Genomic DNA, 16196 nt, shown 5'->3' on the forward strand with positions numbered 1-16196 from the left:
TATTTTGTCATATATAGTTGACAAATATATAAATTAGTTTTATGTTATGTGTAACATATATGTGACAAAAAATAAGGAGGCTTATTTTTGAATCGTGTTCGCGAATATCGAGAGAAACAAGGATTATCACAATTTGCTCTATCGCAAAAGATTGGGGTAGCGAGGCAAACTATTAATCTGATTGAAAATAATAAATATAATCCATCATTAAATTTATGTATTAGTTTGGCCAAAGTGTTAGGTACCGATTTGAATGGATTGTTTTGGGAGGAAGACGATGAATAATAAGGAAAGTTTGTTTACAAAATGCATTAAAAGATTTTATGGAATTACAGGACCTTTAGATGAATATAAACGTCAAGAGATTAATCGAATTGGTAATAATGCATTTATTGTTTGCTGGATTTATATAATGTTATCCAATTTTATGTTTTTTTTCCTTGGTTATAATCATCCAGAATATTCTGTAATTATTTATGGTGGATCTAATTTTATCTTTTTGATGTTAATTAGCATTTATATAATTGTTGCATCACATCGATCTGGTTTAACTATAAATGAAGTTGCAGAAAAAAATTACAAAAATGAAAAAAGAAAAATTAGTTATAGAATAATACTTTCTGGAATATATTTTGGTTTTATTATCTATTTACTTAATCCACTTACATCTGTTGTCGTAGATCATAAATCTTATTTAAACCAAATAATTCATCCTAGTAAAGGTGATTTATTGCAATGTTTATTTGAAACATTCTTTTGGTGTTTATTTATGTACCTTATTATGAAAAGTCGTATGAAAAAAATGAAATAGGAGATGATCTTTATCTTACATATAAGCAAATTAGATAAGTATTTTGATAATTTACATGCTTTAAGTAATGTAAGTTTCGATGCACAAAATGGTCGTATTTTAGGATTGATTGGCCAAAATGGGGCTGGTAAATCCACAACTTTTCACAGTATTTTAAATTTTATTAAATACAGCGGTGAAATAACTTGGAACGGTAAACACATAGACGAAAAGGCTTTTGATGAAATTGGATATTTGCCAGAAGAACGTAGCCTTATGGAAAAAGCGACGGTTCAACAACAAATTGTATATTTTGCTAAATTAAAAAATCGCAAATCTAATTGGACTAAGCCTAGAATTAAAGGCTGGATGAAAAAATTTGATGTTAAAGGTGAATTAAATTCCAAATTAAAATCATTATCCAAAGGTAATCAACAAAAGATTCAATTAATTTGTACGTTGATTCATGAACCTAAATTAATTATCTTGGATGAACCATTTAGCGGGCTTGACCCAGTAAATGCTGATTTATTAAAACAATCGATTTTAGAAGCAAAAGACAATGGTGCAACCATCATTTTCTCTAGTCACAATATGAACAACGTGGAAGAAATTTGTGATGATCTAGTAATGCTTAGAAATGGTGAAGTTGTTTTAAATGGTTCAGTTCAAGATGTCAGAAATCAATTTGGTAAAAATGAACTTTATGTAACAACCCCCATGTCCAAAGATGAACTACAACAATTACCAGGCGTTGAAGCTGCAAACATTCGTGATAATAATAAATATAAGTTGAAGTTATCTAATCCAGATGCTGGAGTTGAATTATTTAAGTTAATCAGTAAGGGTAAATATATTGAAGAGTTTAGTCAACAGCCACCATCGTTAGATGAAATCTTTAGAGAAAAGGTCGGTGAAAAACATGCGTAAGTTTATGACAATTGTTGAAGATACATATTTGAACCAAGTTAAATCTAAAAGTTTTATTACATTACTTTTAATGCCAATTATTATTATTATGGTTGGTGTAATAATTGGATTTATTAGTTATCAAAATGCTTCATCTTCTAACAATGATGATTCAAATAAAATTGCTCTAATTGCTGATAAAGGGATCAAGCAATCTATTGTTAAAAAAGATAATGATTCGATTAATTCATCTATTAAAACTGAGAAGCAAGCTAAAGATAAATTAAAAAATAACGATATTTATGGATATTTAAAAATAACAACAAATAATAATAAATTAAAAGCTAAGTACATTGGAAATGATTCATTAGATAATGATGTTAAAAATGATTTAATGCAAAGTTTGTCTTTACATCAAAATCAGATTAATTTGAATAATAGTAATTTGACGAAAACACAGTTGCAATATTTATCAAATAAGCCATCATTTGAAAGTCATGTTAAAAAACAACATAGTTCTAATAAATCAGATGATAGTAGCAGTAAAATGTTTTCTTTACAATTATTAATATATATATTATATTTCTTTTTATTTATGTATTCATCAATTACTGCAAGTATAATTTCAAAAGAAAAAGGATCAAAATTGGTTGAAATTATTTTTAGTAGTACCACTTCCACTAAATATTTTATAGGTAAAATTGTTGGAATTGTTCTTATGATGTTAACACAATTTATTGCTTACTTAATCATGTTCTTTTGTAGTTATGTATTTTTATCTCAAGCAGATTTTTCAAAAGATTTTATTAAAGAAAATTCTGATAATATTCATCAAATAGCTAGTAATTTAATTAACATTAATTTGATTTTTATCATTTTAGGATTACTTGTCGGTATTATTTTATCAGCAACTGCTGGTGCATTGGTTGCCAGGAAAGAAGATGCTAACAAGGCTGCTCAACCTGTTTTTATGATTATAGTGATCTTATTTATACTCTCTTTTATGTTCCAAAATAATAGTAATAGTATTATCCCTAAAATTTTATCTTATTTCCCATTATCATCATATTTCTTTATGCCTATTAGAATGATTAACAATCAAGCTAATATTTTTGAAGAAATAATTTCATTGATTATTTTGATTGCATTTATTATTGGACTAACATACTTTATTTCAAAAGTTTATAAGGGCCTCATGTTACAAAATAACAATGAAGGTTGGTTTAAAAATCTAATTAAAGGTGTAAAATATCGTTAATTATAAATTTAAAGAGGTCTAATTTTAATGTCTGAACTTGAAAAAATGAAAAAAGGTGAATTGTTTTTTCTTGGGGATGAAGTATTTACTAAGCGAAAACAACATTACAAAAAATTATGCTTAGAATATGATGCAATTCCTAAATCAGATGAAGAAGCAAGAAATAATAAAATGAAAGAAATGTTAGGTGGGTATGGTGAACATGTCTATATTCAACCACCATTTAACTTTGATCATGGTCAAAATATATATTTAGGATCGCATGTTTTTGCTAATTATAATTTAACTGTTTTGGATATCAATGATGTTATTGTTGGCGATAATGTATTAATTGGTCCAGACGTTGGAATTTATACAATTAACCACCCAATTAATGCTAAGGCTCGTAATAAAGGATTAGGGCAAGCTTTTCCGGTTCATATTGGTAATGATGTTTGGATTGGTGGTCATTCAACTATTGTTCCAGGTGTAACTATTGGTAGTAATGTAGTAATAGCTGCTGGGGCAGTTGTAACCAAAGATATTCCTGATAATGTTGTTGCAGGCGGAGTTCCGGCTACAGTTATTAAACCAATTGAAGATTAATATGAAAAAAGACTAAATATGGTATTTAGTCTTTTTTCATTAATAATTTTATTGCAAATTATCTTTTGAAATTATTATCCATAATAACAAGTATATGATTAAACCTGGAAATGGAGTAAGCGTTAAAATTATCCATATGATTCTTAAAAGTGTTGTATTCCAATTAAATTGTTTAGCAATACCACTTAATACTCCAGCAAATATATTATTTTCAGAATCTCTTCTTATATTCTTCATAATTAAACTTCCTTTTAAATATTATTTTTGAGTATATTTCTTAATATTAACGCCTCTAGTTAAGGGGTATTTTTTATCTAAAAGTGTATTGAACCAAGTTGAATTAATAATTTTTAATAACATAAATCCAATTGGCCACATGATTGCCCAAAGAAGACCAAAATGTTGAATAAATGGTGCGACCCCAATCATAATTACAATAAAAAGCAATCTAACAATTGTATAAAGTTGTTGAACCATACGGCGTTGTTCAACTTGTTCACTTTGATTTTCACTATAATCTGAGATGTCTTTTTCTTTACTGGAATTTCCTATTGATTCAAACAAATCGCCAATTTTCACTTCAAAAGCTTTAGCAACAAGATTAAGTGTTGTCAAATTACCATCTTCACCAGACTCCAATCTTTGAATAGTACGAACACTTAAGTTACATTTTTCTGCTAAATTTTCTTGTGTCCAACCTTTTTGTTTTCTTAATTCCCTAATCAAAGTTTTATTTTTCATAACGAAGTCTCCTATAAAATATTTATTTTCTATACTTTTATCATATCCTAATAGTGGACTAAATGTTACGCCAGATAGGCGACAATTACACGACACTTACATGACAAGGGCATTTATAAATTAATTTATAGTTTGAAATTAAAAAATAAAGCTCTACGTTAAAATATATTAACGCAAAGCTTTATTTTTAATATTTATTTAACATGTAAGTTTAATTACATACGGCCAACTAATAATGTTGGAAGATTTCTAATGTCACTATTTTTAATAAATGTCTTGGTTTCTTTAATTGATTGTTTAGCTAATTTTTCATCGTTTCCAGTTAATCTATCAGCTGCTTTTTGAGCATCTTTTAAATTTTTATTAATTGAAGTATTTAATTTGCTAATTTTTTTAGCATGAATATTTTTACCTTCATATTTATAGAAAGTTAAGTCTTCTGCTTGATCACAAATTTTATTTTCAATCTTCATTAAATCTTTAAACTTTTTATTAGAAATTTGTTTATTGTAAATACTAGTATAACCAATCCAGCCATTTATTTTTCCAGATTGAGAAACAATATTAGCAGCTAAACCATTTTTATAACTCCAAATATGGTTAACTTTAAAGTTAATATTCTTTTGTGCAAATTGTTTGGTATCTTTATTACTATAATGCACTAATTGATTACCCTTAATATTTTTAGAGAATGAATCTTCATAAGCCATAGGATCATTTTTAATTCTAAATGTATAGCCATCTTTATTTAATCGATTAGCCCATGTTTTATTTTTAGTAATTGTTTTAGCAGCATATTCTTTAGGAGCTCTTTTATAATCAACAGTTTTGGCATTAGCATTAATTGAACTAAAAGCAGTTGTAGTAGTTATTAATGCTAATAATGCAGCTGAAATTTTAATAAATTGTTTTTTCATAATACAACCTTCTTATTTTTTTATTTATGTAATATTTATGTAACATTATTGTAATATTCGCTTCATCTATACTTTAACACCATATAAATAATTTTCAATAATTATTTGCAAAAAATATAAAATGTTTCATGTGAAACAAAAAAGCTTATGTCATTTAACATAAGCTTTTAACCAACTGAATCTTCCATTTGGTAATCAATTAATTTATTTAATTCAACTGCATATTCCATTGGTAATTGATTAGAGAAGGGCTCAATGAAGCCCATAATAATCATTTTAGTAGCTTCACTTTCTGATAATCCACGACTCATTAAATAATATAAATCGGTTTCAGAAATTTTAGAAACTTTAGCTTCATGTTCTACTTCAGAATCACCATTGTTAATTTCATTATGTGGAATCGTATCACTTGCAGAATCATCATCCATAATAATAGTGTCACATTCGATATGTGATTTTGAATAATGAGCTTCTTTATTCATTCGAATTGTACCACGATAATTACAAATGCCACCAGATTTACAAATGGATTTTGAAACGACATTGGAAGAAGTATGTGGCGCATGATGACGCATAATGCAACCAGTATCCTGATAAATATCGTTGCTTGCAAAAGCAATCGATAACATCGTTCCAGTGGCATGGGGACCATTTAAATCAATACTAGGATATTTCATAGTTACTTTTGATCCTAGATTTCCATCAACCCATTCCATGGTTCCATTTTCATCAGCAGAAGCACGTTTAGTTTCTAAACTATAAACATTATCAGACCAATTTTGAATAGTTGTGTAACGACAAAAGGCATTCTTTTTGACGAAGACTTCTACGTTAGCAGCGTGCAAACTATCTTCTGAATAATTAGGAGCAGTGCAACCTTCAACGTAGTTAACACTGGCATCTTCATCCACAATGATTAAAGTTCTTTCAAATTGACCAGTGCGACCAGCGTTAATTCTAAAGAAAGCTTGAATGGGAATCTTTGCATGGACACCCTTTGGTACATACAAGAAAACGCCACCTGACCATACGGCAGTATTTAAAGCAGCAAATTTATTCATTTGTGGGGTTACTAATTTACCAAAATGTGCTTGGACTAAATCTGGATGTTCACGCAAAGCAGTGTCAGTATCGCTAAAGATAATCCCCATATCTTTAAATTCTTTCTTGATGTTGGCATAGACTGCTTCTGATTCATATTGAGCCTCAGCACCAGCTAAATATTTTCTTTCAGCTTCTGGGACCCCAATTTTTTCAAAAGTATTTTTAATTTGATCAGGCACATCTGCCCAATTTCTGGAAACATGATCTGATGCACGTTGAAAATATCTAATTTTATTTAAATCTAGATCTGATAAATCAGGTCCAAAGTCAGGCATTGGTAATTTTTGATAAATTTTAAATGCCTTTAAGCGAATATTTAACATCCATTTTGGTTCATGTTTATGGGCTGATATTTCACGAATAATATCTTCATTTAATCCATCACCAGTCGAATAAAGGGGATTAAAATTATCCTTAAATCCATATTGATAATCATCATTTAAATTTTTAATTTCATCATCGATTATTATCATCTCCATTTACTAATTGATAGATTGCTTTAAACGGTAGCATTGCACATTTAATACGCATAGGTAAATGTGATACTGATTGTAAAACGACAGCATCGCCCAATATTGCTTGATTAACTTTTTTATCATTAGTCATAAATTCAGAAAAATTCAGTACAATGTCTTCAATTTCTTCTTTGGTTTTATTAATACAAAGTTCTTTCATAAAAGTAGTGGCCGCTTTAAAAATAATACAGCCATCAGCTTTAATCTCGAAGTCTTTGAATAAATTGTTATCGTATCGGCATTTGATAGCGATGTCATCACCACAAGTTGGATTATGTAAATGAACAATTTCATTTTTAAATTGTTCATTTGGACATTTATTAGCGTTTTCTAGAATAATTCGTTGATATAAATCTCTAAGCTCCATTAAAAAAGGACCTCATTTCAATAATCTGTTGAATTAATTTATCACATTCATTTTTATTGTTATAAAAATACATACTAGCACGTAAAGTAGCATTAACACCTAGTTTATTAGTAAGTGGTTCTGCACAATGTTGGCCCGCTCTGACAGCGATATGATTAAAATCTAAGTAAGTAGCAGCATCATGAGGATGAATTTTATCGATATTAAAAGAAACAATTCCAGTTTTTCTTTGCTTTGGACCATATACACTAACGCCATCAATTTTAATTAATTGATCATATAAATATTGGCCTAAGTTTTTACAAATGGTTTCAATATTATTCATACCAATATTATCTAAATAATCAATTGCTTTGGATAATCCAATCACGCCTTCAATATTAGGGGTACCAGCTTCTAGTCGATAAGGAATATCTTTTGTTTTAAAACTATTTTTATCAACATGTTCAATCATTTCGCCACCTAATTGAGTAGGTTGCATCTTTTCTAATAGTTCTTTTTTGCCATATAAGATCCCAATTCCAGTTGGTGCTAACATTTTATGGCCTGAAAATGCTAACCATTCTGGATTTAATTTTTGTACATCAATTTTAATTTCAGGAGCTGCTTGTGCAGCATCAATTAAAACGTCAGCATTATGTTGATGCGCAATCTCAATTAATTCTGTCAAATTATTAATTGTACCTAACACATTTGAAACTGCGGTGATTGCAACCAATTTAGTATTATCAGTAATAACCTTTTTAGCAGAATTAAGATTTAATGTACCATCATCATTAATATCAATGAATGTTAATTTTGCACCATTTTGTTTAGCAAGATTTTGCCATGGTAATAAATTGCTATGATGTTCTGCGATGGAAACAACAATTTCATCATCTTTTTTTAAATGATATTTGTAATAGCCATTTGCAACCTGATTAATACCTTGGGTAGTACCGGCATTGAAAACGATTGATTTGTTGTCTTTGGCATTGATAAATTGTGCAACTTTTTCACGACAAGCTTCAAACATTTGAGTAGTTCTTTCAGCCGCCGAATAAACGCTGCGATGTACATTGAAATTATCATTTTCATAATAATTAGTTAAAGCATCAATCACTGATTTTGGTTTTTGAGTGGTTGCAGCATTATCAAAATATATAAAATGGGGATGTTTTATTAACATTGGAAAATCGTTTCTGATTTCTTGATTATCCATTGATTCGCTCCTCTAAGTTAATCATCATTTGTTTTCTGATCCTTTTGTCAGGAAATTTATTAATTAATGGAATTAAAAAACCACGAGTAAGCAATAAACGAGCTTCTTTGGCGGGGATGCCACGTGTTTTTAGATAATATAGTTGTTCAGCATTCACTCTACCGACACTAGCTGCATGACCTGCTACAACATCATGATTATCAATGAGCAAAATAGGATCAATCTTACCTTTACTTTCTTTAGATAAAGTTAGTAATCGATTTGTTTGATCTGAATAACTATTAGGGGCAGCTTGTTTAATTTGACCAGTAGTATCACAAATAGTTCTAGCTTCATCAGCCACAATACCACGTTCATTAATGGTTCCACTGGTATGTTCACTTTGGTTCACAATCTTAGTTTTAATTAATTGTTTTTGTTGCTTATCAGCTAAGTTAATTAAATTGATGGTTGCACAACTACCAATACCATCTAAATCGATATTACTATCATAACGACTGTTAAAATGATTAAACAGTCCAGTATAAGTATTTAATTCAGCATTTTGTGCTAAATATGCATTTAAAACTCGATGCGCATTTTGTGCTTTGGATAAAGCAGCATCATAAAAATTAACTTTAGCATGGTCGCCTAATAATACTTCAATCATTAAGCGATCATTTTTACGACTAGTATCTTTATCTTCAAAAACAATATTAGCTGTTGAACCAGCAGCGGCAATAATTAATAGATGTTTTTCTTGATGATTATGATTGATCAAATTACTGATGTTGATTGGCTCATCAATGTTTTTATCGTCAGGAATAAAAACAAAACCACCGGATTGCAGATAAGCTAAATGGTTGGCATTTAATTGATTATCTCGCCAGTAAATAGCTTTTTCCATCAAATTTTCTTGAATTAATTCAGGAAATTGATTAGCGGCTGCAAATAAATCCATCGCAATGACACCATCTTTTTGATGTTGATCACTAGCTTTATTATTGGGATTTATTTTTTGTTGATCTAAATCTGGTTTTGCAAAATTAAAATTACGTTGTTGATTATCAAGAGCGAACTTAGGTGCCAGCTTAGCAGCAACCATTCTTTTAACAGATAACCATTGGGGTTCATTATTTTGTTTTGCAAATTCTTGAATTGAAAGACTCATTAATCATCCACCAACTTTGCATCAATGCCTAAACGATCACGAAGAGCAGCATATCCGCCAGCTTCCAATTGTTCGGCTAAATGATAATCACCGCTAGTAACAACTCGACCATCCATCATGACATGCACTACATCAGGTCGAACATATTTTAAAATACGATCATAATGAGTAATAATTAATGAACTAAATTTATCATCGCGCATTTCATTAATTCCCTTAGATACTACTTTTAGGGCATCAATATCTAATCCAGAATCAATTTCATCTAAGATAGCTAATTTTGGTTGAATCATCATCATTTGAAGAATTTCATTACGTTTCTTTTCACCACCAGAAAAGCCTTCATTTAAATAACGGTCCGTATAGTCTTCTGGAATATCTAAAAAGTCCATGACTTTATCTAGTCGGTTCATGAAATCTAAAACACTAACCTTTTGATCAGCTGGTTTAATTGCATTCATAGCAGCATGAATAAAGTCGACATTCTTAACCCCACTAATTTCGGTAGGATATTGCATTCCAATGAATAATCCCAAGCGTGCTCTTTCATCAGTTGCTAAATCATTTAATTTTGTATGATTAAATTCAATTTCACCACTGGTAATACTATATTTAGGTGATCCCATAATAGTTTGTGAAAGAGTAGATTTACCGGTTCCATTTGGCCCCATAATGACGTGTACTTCACCATCCGGAATAGTTAAATTTAACCCCTTAATGACTTCTTTATCGTTTTCATTAATTTTGACGTGTAAATTTTTGATTTCTAGCAAGAGCAGACTCCTTTAGTGAACTAACTTATCCCAAATAACTACTTTATCTTGTTTTAATGATTCAGGAACATTGATAATACGTTGATTGGAACTACCACGAAATTGTAAAGTTAGGTCTTTTTTATCTTCCATAAAACGACCATCAACTAAAATATCAATCATTGATAATAATTTTAATTTATCATATGATTCCTTCATTAATTCTTCCCAGCGATAACCTGACCATGACCAAATGTCTTTAGTATGACCGAATTCTTTACGGACACGTTTACATAATTGTAAACAAACTTGGGTATTTAAGAAGGGTTCACCACCTAGCAAGGTTAGACCTTGCACATAATCTTCTTTCATATCTTCAATAATTTGATCTTCTAAATCTTTTGAATATGGTTGTCCATAATGGAAATTTTGGGATGCCACATTGTAACAACCAGGACAGTGAAAATTACATCCACTAACATAAATACTGCAACGAATCCCTTCACCATCTACGAAATTAAAGGGTTTATAATCAGCGATATATTGTAAACTTAAATCATCTGCCAGCCATTCTTTAGGCTTTGGATTGTTGGGTTGTCTCTTCCTTTGCGACATCTTTTACCATTCCTTTCGACATATTTTTTTGACGTGATGAAATTTCAACATGACGACCATGAACCATTGGACGAGCTTGTGGATTACCTAAATAACCACAAGTTCTTTTAACCACATCACAATATTTAGGATCATGATTTCCACATTGTGGACATTCAAAACCACGGGCAGTAGCTTTGAAATCACCTTTAAAGCCACACTTGAAACATTTATCAATTGAAGTATTAGTACCTAAGTAACCAACATGATCATATGCCCAGTCCCAAACAGCTTCTAGTGCTTTGGGGTTTTGCTTCAAGTTAGGATATTCACAATAATGAATAAACCCTGCTGATGCATAGTGAGGATATGCTTCTTCAAAGGTTAATTTTTCAAATGGATTAGGGCGTTTTCTAACGTCATAATGGAAACTATTAGTGTAATATTCTTTATCAGTGATATCTTTAACTTTACCAAATTTCTCAATATCATCTTGGGCGAAGGTATCAGTTAAGGATTCAGCTGGAGTGGAATATAAACTATAGTGGTAACCACTTTGTTTAGACCATTTTTTACATAAATTATTTAATTCACGGACAATGCTGACAGTAAAGTCATGCGCTTCTTGATTATGTTCCCAATCAGGACCATACATTGAAGTAGCCACTTCATAAAGACCAATGTACCCCAATGAAACAGTAGCGCGTTCATTGTTAAATAGTTGATCCACATCATCATCTGAATTTAAGCGTTTCCCAAAAGCACCATATTTATATAATAGAGGGGCATTATCTGGCTTGGCTTGTTTAGTGCGTTCAATACGGTATGCCATTGCTTGATGCACAATACGTAACTTTTCATCAAATATTTTCCAGAATAAATCTTGATTACCTTTAGCAAATAAAGCAATTCTTGGTAGGTTAACAGTAACAACACCTAAATTCATGCGACCGGCATTGATTTCTTCACCTTCAGGACTTACCCATTTAGGTACAAATGAACGACAACCCATTGGAGCTTTAAAGTTACCAGTGATTTCACAAAGTTTGTCATACATTAAAATATCTGGATACATCCGTTTAGTAGCACAGTCAATGGCCCATTCTTTCACGTCATAATTAGGATCATTTGGTTTTAAGTTCAAACCCTTTTTAAGGGTATAAATTAGTTTAGGGAAAATTGCGGTACGGCGTTCTTTACCTAAACCTTTAATTCTAATTTTTAGAATATCAATTTGAATTTCTTTTTCAATCCAATTAGTACCTAGTCCAAAACTAACGGTAGTAAATGGAGTTTGACCTTGGGATGAATATAAAGTATTAATTTCATATTCTAATGATTGCATAGCATCATAAATATCTTGTTTGGTACTTTCCTTAGCGTATGATTCTTGTTCATCTTCAGGAACCCATTTTTTAGCCACTTCAAGATGTTTTTGATAGTTAATTTCAGCAAATGGAGCTAACACTTCATCAGCACGGTCAAAAGATAAACCACCATATTGTAAGGAAGCTACATTTGCGATAATTTGTGAAACTTGTGCAGTTGCAGTTTGAATTGAACGAGGGGATTTAACTTCAGCATTTCCAATCTTAAAGCCATTAGTTAACATTTCTTTAAAATCAACTAAACAGCAATTAGTTTCTGGAGTAGCTGGAGAATAGTCCAAATCATGCCAATGAATATCACCACGAAGATGGGCTTTTGCGACCATTTCAGGAAGCATCTTTAATCCGATGGCTTTACTAGCAGCACCAGCTTCTAAATCACGTTGTGTATTGAAAACATTACTGTCTTTATTGGCGTTTTCGTGAACAACACGATCCTCACGACCAAATAATTGATTAATTTTGTGTTCAACATCAGTTGCCTTGACAAATTTTTCCTTATCTTTAGCTTGAAAGTCTAAATATTGTTGCTTTTCAGCTAGTAAATTATTTTCTTCTAGAAATTGAATAATGGAATCATGAATATGTACTGCAGTAATTTCATTGATATCTTTTGTTAATAAATTTAATTTTTCAAAAAAATTATTTCTTTGTTCATCAGAAAGTTTCAATTGATCAAAAATATAATCAATCTTGTATTTATAAAATGGAGTTTTATCCCCAGTCTTTTTGATAACATTTAAATGGTTGAATAGAGTGTCTAACATTTATACATAACCTTTCCAAATAAAATTACACTATAAATTGTGTCTGGTTAAAGACTAACACATACATATAGTGTAATTACATTCTTGAAAAATAATTTAAATAGTGCATACTTAACAATTAAAAGCTTTTAATTTTCTTAGAAAGCCGCAAAAATGGTAATTGTTTTATAAAAACCTTAACGTTTCAAAATATTAAATAAAAATCGTTCTAAAATTATGTTAATATTAGTGACATCAAATCATTTGACAAAGGGTATGTTTATGAAAAAAATATTTAGTTTTATTTTTGTTATATTTTTAATATTATTGGGAATTTTTTTACTAAATCGTCCACATTTATCTAATGGATGGTATACAGGTTCTTCAAATCAAAGTGAACTTATGCTTAATCACTATGATCATTATCTTGTATCTAATCGAGGACAATTACCAAGTAAACTACAAAAAAATGGTGAATATACAGTTTCTGGAAATGAAATTTTATTTAATCACAAAGTAAAAGGTCACATACATAATAAAAAATCTTTTGAATTATCTGATGGTAATTACAAAGAAACATTTCAATTAGTTGAATAAAAAAAGCACTTAGAAACATTCTAAGTGCTTTTTAAATGCTGATATAACAATGTTGCAAGAAATCATTGCTAGTATTTTATATATGAAAAATTTATTATTTAATTAAAACAAAGAGGTGATACATTAATGAAATTTGGTGAACGTTTGAGAAAAGCACGCCAAGATAAAAATTTAACTCAAGATACTGTCGCAAAACATATGATAGTTTCTAGGCAAACAATTTCTAGTTGGGAAAATGAAAAAACATATCCTGACATTACAAGCTTAATTAAATTGAGTGAATATTATGATATTTCACTTGATTTATTATTGAAGGAGGATAATGGTATGCGTGAATATTTGAGAAAGAAAGACTTAGCAAAAAATATATTGCCAATTAGTAGACTTTTAATAATAATGAATACCATTTTTTTAATTGCTATAGTGTTAGATTCATTTAAATTGATTAAACTGGGAATTGCTATACCTTTTATACTCGTGATTGGCTTTATTAATTCAATAGCAATGATAAGAATGGACAAATTAAGAGAAAAAATTGGTATAGAGCGTAACAAAAAAATAAAAGATAAGATTAGAAAATTACCTATATACCAAAAATTAAACTTAATATATTATTTAAAAAAGCATTGGATAATTTATATAGTCTTATTTATATTAGTTTCTGTATTGGGAAATTATATTTTATCTACTGGAATTGGTTATGATTCTAGTTTATTAATTAACATAGGATCTTTTATTAGCTTCTTAGGGATGGCTTTATTAATATTTTTATTAATTATTTTAATTGCAAATAGAAAATCATAAAATAATAAAGCCTAACTGAACAATTGAGCATCCAGTGATAACTATCCATACTATTAACTCAATGGCATTATCCTTAAAATCATTAAATTGAATGGATTCAGTAACCAACTTGATTAATACTATCGCCATGATAATAATCCATATATTAAATGAACCGGTAGTAAATTCAATAACGAAGAAGATTAGCTGTAAAAATTTAATTATAAAGTACCTTATAGTAATACTAATCTTCATTAATTTCTGATTGAGCTTGGTAAATGAATTGGCAATAAATACGGTTACTCGATTTTCAGCGAAAAAATGTCTAATCTGTTTATCTATTTTTTCGAAAGCATTTAATACTTTTTCAGTGAGATCATCAAATGATTCTAGCTTGCCCAATTTTTTACAAATATACCGAATTAATAGATATAAATTGAATATTGCTAAAACAAATAAGCTCAATACAAACGAAAAAGTGGTTGTAAATACTACAAAAAATATAATTGCATTTAAAATTAAATAAAAAATAAATGGATTATCTTCTAGTTTTTTCTTTTTCATAGAATCACTCTTTAATAATTTTATATTCATATTATATATTAGTTCAATATAAAACATTAGGTTAAATTCTTTGACTTGGAGTTCACTCCAACTAATATAATATTTAACGATAATAATTCAAGGATGTGATTGGTTGAATTTATCCATAACTCAATTATGTGAAAAATATTTGGTGTCTGCCGATACAATTAGATATTATGAAAAAATAAGTTTGCTGCCCACTGTCCCTAGAAATAATAGCGGAAGAAGATATTATGATGATGGAATGCAAAAATGGATTGAAATGATTCTTTGCTTAAGAAATTCTGGGGTTCCAATTAAAGTTTTACAAGAATATGTAGATATGATTAAGCAGGGTGATAAGACACTTAAAGCTCGTCAGTTACTTTTATCTGAACAAGAAAAAGCTTTAATCCAGAAACAAAGAGACTTACAAATTTCAATCAATCGTTTGCACCACAAAGTGAATCTCTACAAAACCGGTGAAATAAAGCAACATAAAAATTATTTTGAAGAATATCAGATTGCTAAAGATTTAAAAAATAGTTAAAGGATGATATAAAAATGGATGTAAAAGATGCAATTTTAAACCGTAAATCAATTCGTAAATTTGATGGTAAATCAATTGATAATGATACAATTAAAGAAATTATTAGAATAGCTCAAAAAGCACCTTCATGGGTGAATGCACAAACTGTGCGTATCAATGTGGCTAAAGACAAGACTTTAGATAAGATAAAAAAAGACCATTATGATTTAAACACCAATCCTAATGTCCATGGGAATCCAATCATTCCATTTCGTGAGATGGATAAATGGGATGATGTATCTCAAAAAAATATGCAGCATTGGTTATCTAATAACCAGAAACAAGTTGGTTCTGAATGGGGTAATTTGGTTAGTGAAAACTCTAATCATTTATACAATGCTAGTGCAGTAGTATATCTTTCTTTACCTAACAATTATTCTGAATGGTCATTAATTGATTTAGGTTTGCTTGCACAAAGTATTATGTTGGCAGCATATGAAATGGGGATTGATTCATTACCTTCCTATGAATTTGTAAAATACCCTAAAAAATTAAGTGATAATTTATCATTAGATGATCATGAAAAAGTAATTTTTGGAATTGGATTAGGATATCGTGATGATAATGACTCAATTAATAATATTAAATCTGATCGAATGAATACAAATGATGTTTTAAGTATCCTAGATTAGTAAAAAAGTGCGAA

General features: G+C 29.5%; 20 protein-coding genes. 9 read left to right on the forward strand and 11 right to left on the reverse strand.

The features are described 5' to 3' along the window. The first annotated feature begins 87 nt into the window (after positions 1–87). From DY123_RS04820 to DY123_RS04840, 5 genes are read left to right on the forward strand one after another with little or no spacing between them, the layout of a single operon-like run. Complete coding sequence (locus tag DY123_RS04820; RefSeq protein WP_140936238.1) at positions 88–285, forward strand: helix-turn-helix transcriptional regulator; 198 nt, start codon at positions 88–90, stop codon at positions 283–285. Then, positions 278–811: a DUF3278 domain-containing protein gene (locus tag DY123_RS04825; RefSeq protein ID WP_181398794.1), complete on the forward strand. Its 534-nt coding sequence runs from the start codon at positions 278–280 to the stop codon at positions 809–811. The genes DY123_RS04820 and DY123_RS04825 overlap by 8 nt, the downstream gene beginning before the upstream one ends. 12 nt (positions 812–823) lie before the next feature. Continuing rightward, positions 824–1720 carry an ABC transporter ATP-binding protein gene (locus tag DY123_RS04830; RefSeq protein ID WP_140936260.1) on the forward strand — a complete coding sequence of 299 codons (897 nt, stop codon included), beginning with the start codon at positions 824–826 and terminating at the stop codon, positions 1718–1720. Then, entirely contained in the window at positions 1713–2957 is a 1245-nt protein-coding gene (locus tag DY123_RS04835; RefSeq protein WP_181398795.1) for an ABC transporter permease, read from the forward strand. Before DY123_RS04830 ends, DY123_RS04835 begins: the two co-directional genes overlap by 8 nt. A 27-nt stretch (positions 2958–2984) precedes the next feature. Then, positions 2985–3542 carry a sugar O-acetyltransferase gene (locus tag DY123_RS04840; RefSeq protein WP_140936241.1) on the forward strand — a complete coding sequence of 186 codons (558 nt, stop codon included), beginning with the start codon at positions 2985–2987 and terminating at the stop codon, positions 3540–3542. Between the two features lie 48 nt (positions 3543–3590). Here the strand turns inward: DY123_RS04840 and DY123_RS04845 are convergent, their stop codons facing one another. The 10 genes from DY123_RS04845 to nrdD all read right to left on the reverse strand — a co-directional run bounded on the left by DY123_RS04845 (position 3591) and on the right by nrdD (position 13038). Then, positions 3591–3779, reverse strand: coding sequence for a PspC domain-containing protein (locus DY123_RS04845; protein WP_140936242.1), 189 nt, complete (start codon positions 3777–3779; stop codon positions 3591–3593). A 21-nt stretch (positions 3780–3800) separates the two neighbouring features. Beyond that, positions 3801–4283: a helix-turn-helix domain-containing protein gene (locus tag DY123_RS04850; protein WP_140936243.1), complete on the reverse strand. Its 483-nt coding sequence runs from the start codon at positions 4281–4283 to the stop codon at positions 3801–3803. 215 nt (positions 4284–4498) lie between these two features. After that, positions 4499–5200 (reverse strand): hypothetical protein, encoded by a 702-nt coding sequence (locus tag DY123_RS04855; RefSeq protein WP_140936244.1) that lies wholly within the window; start codon positions 5198–5200, stop codon positions 4499–4501. A gap of 167 nt (positions 5201–5367) precedes the next feature. Beyond that, on the reverse strand, positions 5368–6777 hold the full coding sequence (gene sufB, locus DY123_RS04860; RefSeq protein WP_140936245.1) for a Fe-S cluster assembly protein SufB: 1410 nt from the start codon (positions 6775–6777) through the stop codon (positions 5368–5370). Beyond that, on the reverse strand, positions 6761–7186 hold the full coding sequence (sufU, locus tag DY123_RS04865) for a Fe-S cluster assembly sulfur transfer protein SufU (protein ID WP_140936246.1): 426 nt from the start codon (positions 7184–7186) through the stop codon (positions 6761–6763). The genes sufB and sufU overlap by 17 nt, the downstream gene beginning before the upstream one ends. Beyond that, positions 7176–8387, reverse strand: coding sequence for an aminotransferase class V-fold PLP-dependent enzyme (locus DY123_RS04870; protein WP_140936247.1), 1212 nt, complete (start codon positions 8385–8387; stop codon positions 7176–7178). The genes sufU and DY123_RS04870 overlap by 11 nt, the downstream gene beginning before the upstream one ends. Continuing rightward, positions 8380–9537: a SufD family Fe-S cluster assembly protein gene (locus DY123_RS04875; protein ID WP_140936248.1), complete on the reverse strand. Its 1158-nt coding sequence runs from the start codon at positions 9535–9537 to the stop codon at positions 8380–8382. Before DY123_RS04875 ends, DY123_RS04870 begins: the two co-directional genes overlap by 8 nt. Further along, entirely contained in the window at positions 9537–10316 is a 780-nt protein-coding gene (gene sufC / locus DY123_RS04880) for a Fe-S cluster assembly ATPase SufC (protein ID WP_140936249.1), read from the reverse strand. The genes DY123_RS04875 and sufC overlap by 1 nt, the downstream gene beginning before the upstream one ends. A gap of 6 nt (positions 10317–10322) precedes the next feature. Further along, positions 10323–10904, reverse strand: a complete 582-nt coding sequence (gene nrdG, locus DY123_RS04885; protein WP_140934520.1) for an anaerobic ribonucleoside-triphosphate reductase activating protein — start codon at positions 10902–10904, stop codon at positions 10323–10325. Beyond that, positions 10864–13038, reverse strand: coding sequence for an anaerobic ribonucleoside-triphosphate reductase (gene nrdD, locus DY123_RS04890; protein WP_140936250.1), 2175 nt, complete (start codon positions 13036–13038; stop codon positions 10864–10866). Before nrdD ends, nrdG begins: the two co-directional genes overlap by 41 nt. A gap of 261 nt (positions 13039–13299) precedes the next feature. Between nrdD and DY123_RS04895 the strand changes: the two genes are divergently transcribed. Then, positions 13300–13614, forward strand: a complete 315-nt coding sequence (locus DY123_RS04895; RefSeq protein WP_140934522.1) for a hypothetical protein — start codon at positions 13300–13302, stop codon at positions 13612–13614. Positions 13615–13740: 126 nt separating this feature from the next. After that, a complete protein-coding gene (locus DY123_RS04900; RefSeq protein WP_140934523.1) occupies positions 13741–14418 on the forward strand; it encodes a helix-turn-helix domain-containing protein in 678 nt (225 codons plus the stop codon). Here the strand turns inward: DY123_RS04900 and DY123_RS04905 are convergent. Further along, positions 14413–14961: a hypothetical protein gene (locus tag DY123_RS04905; protein ID WP_140936251.1), complete on the reverse strand. Its 549-nt coding sequence runs from the start codon at positions 14959–14961 to the stop codon at positions 14413–14415. The two genes, DY123_RS04900 and DY123_RS04905, sit on opposite strands and share 6 nt — an antisense overlap. 133 nt (positions 14962–15094) lie before the next feature. Here DY123_RS04905 and DY123_RS04910 point away from each other — a divergent pair, with 133 nt between their 5' ends. Both DY123_RS04910 and DY123_RS04915 read left to right on the forward strand, forming a co-directional pair. After that, positions 15095–15511, forward strand: a complete 417-nt coding sequence (locus tag DY123_RS04910; RefSeq protein ID WP_140934525.1) for a MerR family transcriptional regulator — start codon at positions 15095–15097, stop codon at positions 15509–15511. Positions 15512–15525: 14 nt separating this feature from the next. Continuing rightward, positions 15526–16182 carry a nitroreductase gene (locus DY123_RS04915; protein WP_140936423.1) on the forward strand — a complete coding sequence of 219 codons (657 nt, stop codon included), beginning with the start codon at positions 15526–15528 and terminating at the stop codon, positions 16180–16182. Positions 16183–16196: the final 14 nt, after the last annotated feature.

Origin of the sequence: Apilactobacillus micheneri, assembly GCF_006493595.1 — a bacterium.
Classification (GTDB): Bacteria; Bacillota; Bacilli; order Lactobacillales; family Lactobacillaceae; genus Apilactobacillus; species Apilactobacillus micheneri.

Coding starts and splice junctions, on each gene's coding strand:
- sufU (WP_140936246.1), bottom strand. CDS start 7,186: ATGGAGCTTAGAGATTTATATCAACGAATTATTCTAGAAAACGCTAAT.
- DY123_RS04850 (WP_140936243.1), bottom strand. CDS start 4,283: ATGAAAAATAAAACTTTGATTAGGGAATTAAGAAAACAAAAAGGTTGG.
- DY123_RS04915 (WP_140936423.1), top strand. CDS start 15,526: ATGGATGTAAAAGATGCAATTTTAAACCGTAAATCAATTCGTAAATTT.
- DY123_RS04840 (WP_140936241.1), top strand. CDS start 2,985: ATGTCTGAACTTGAAAAAATGAAAAAAGGTGAATTGTTTTTTCTTGGG.
- DY123_RS04870 (WP_140936247.1), bottom strand. CDS start 8,387: ATGGATAATCAAGAAATCAGAAACGATTTTCCAATGTTAATAAAACAT.
- DY123_RS04905 (WP_140936251.1), bottom strand. CDS start 14,961: ATGAAAAAGAAAAAACTAGAAGATAATCCATTTATTTTTTATTTAATT.
- DY123_RS04835 (WP_181398795.1), top strand. CDS start 1,713: ATGCGTAAGTTTATGACAATTGTTGAAGATACATATTTGAACCAAGTT.
- DY123_RS04855 (WP_140936244.1), bottom strand. CDS start 5,200: ATGAAAAAACAATTTATTAAAATTTCAGCTGCATTATTAGCATTAATA.
- DY123_RS04875 (WP_140936248.1), bottom strand. CDS start 9,537: ATGAGTCTTTCAATTCAAGAATTTGCAAAACAAAATAATGAACCCCAA.
- DY123_RS04895 (WP_140934522.1), top strand. CDS start 13,300: ATGAAAAAAATATTTAGTTTTATTTTTGTTATATTTTTAATATTATTG.
- sufB (WP_140936245.1), bottom strand. CDS start 6,777: ATGATAATAATCGATGATGAAATTAAAAATTTAAATGATGATTATCAA.
- nrdG (WP_140934520.1), bottom strand. CDS start 10,904: ATGTCGCAAAGGAAGAGACAACCCAACAATCCAAAGCCTAAAGAATGG.
- DY123_RS04825 (WP_181398794.1), top strand. CDS start 278: ATGAATAATAAGGAAAGTTTGTTTACAAAATGCATTAAAAGATTTTAT.
- nrdD (WP_140936250.1), bottom strand. CDS start 13,038: ATGTTAGACACTCTATTCAACCATTTAAATGTTATCAAAAAGACTGGG.
- DY123_RS04900 (WP_140934523.1), top strand. CDS start 13,741: ATGAAATTTGGTGAACGTTTGAGAAAAGCACGCCAAGATAAAAATTTA.
- DY123_RS04845 (WP_140936242.1), bottom strand. CDS start 3,779: ATGAAGAATATAAGAAGAGATTCTGAAAATAATATATTTGCTGGAGTA.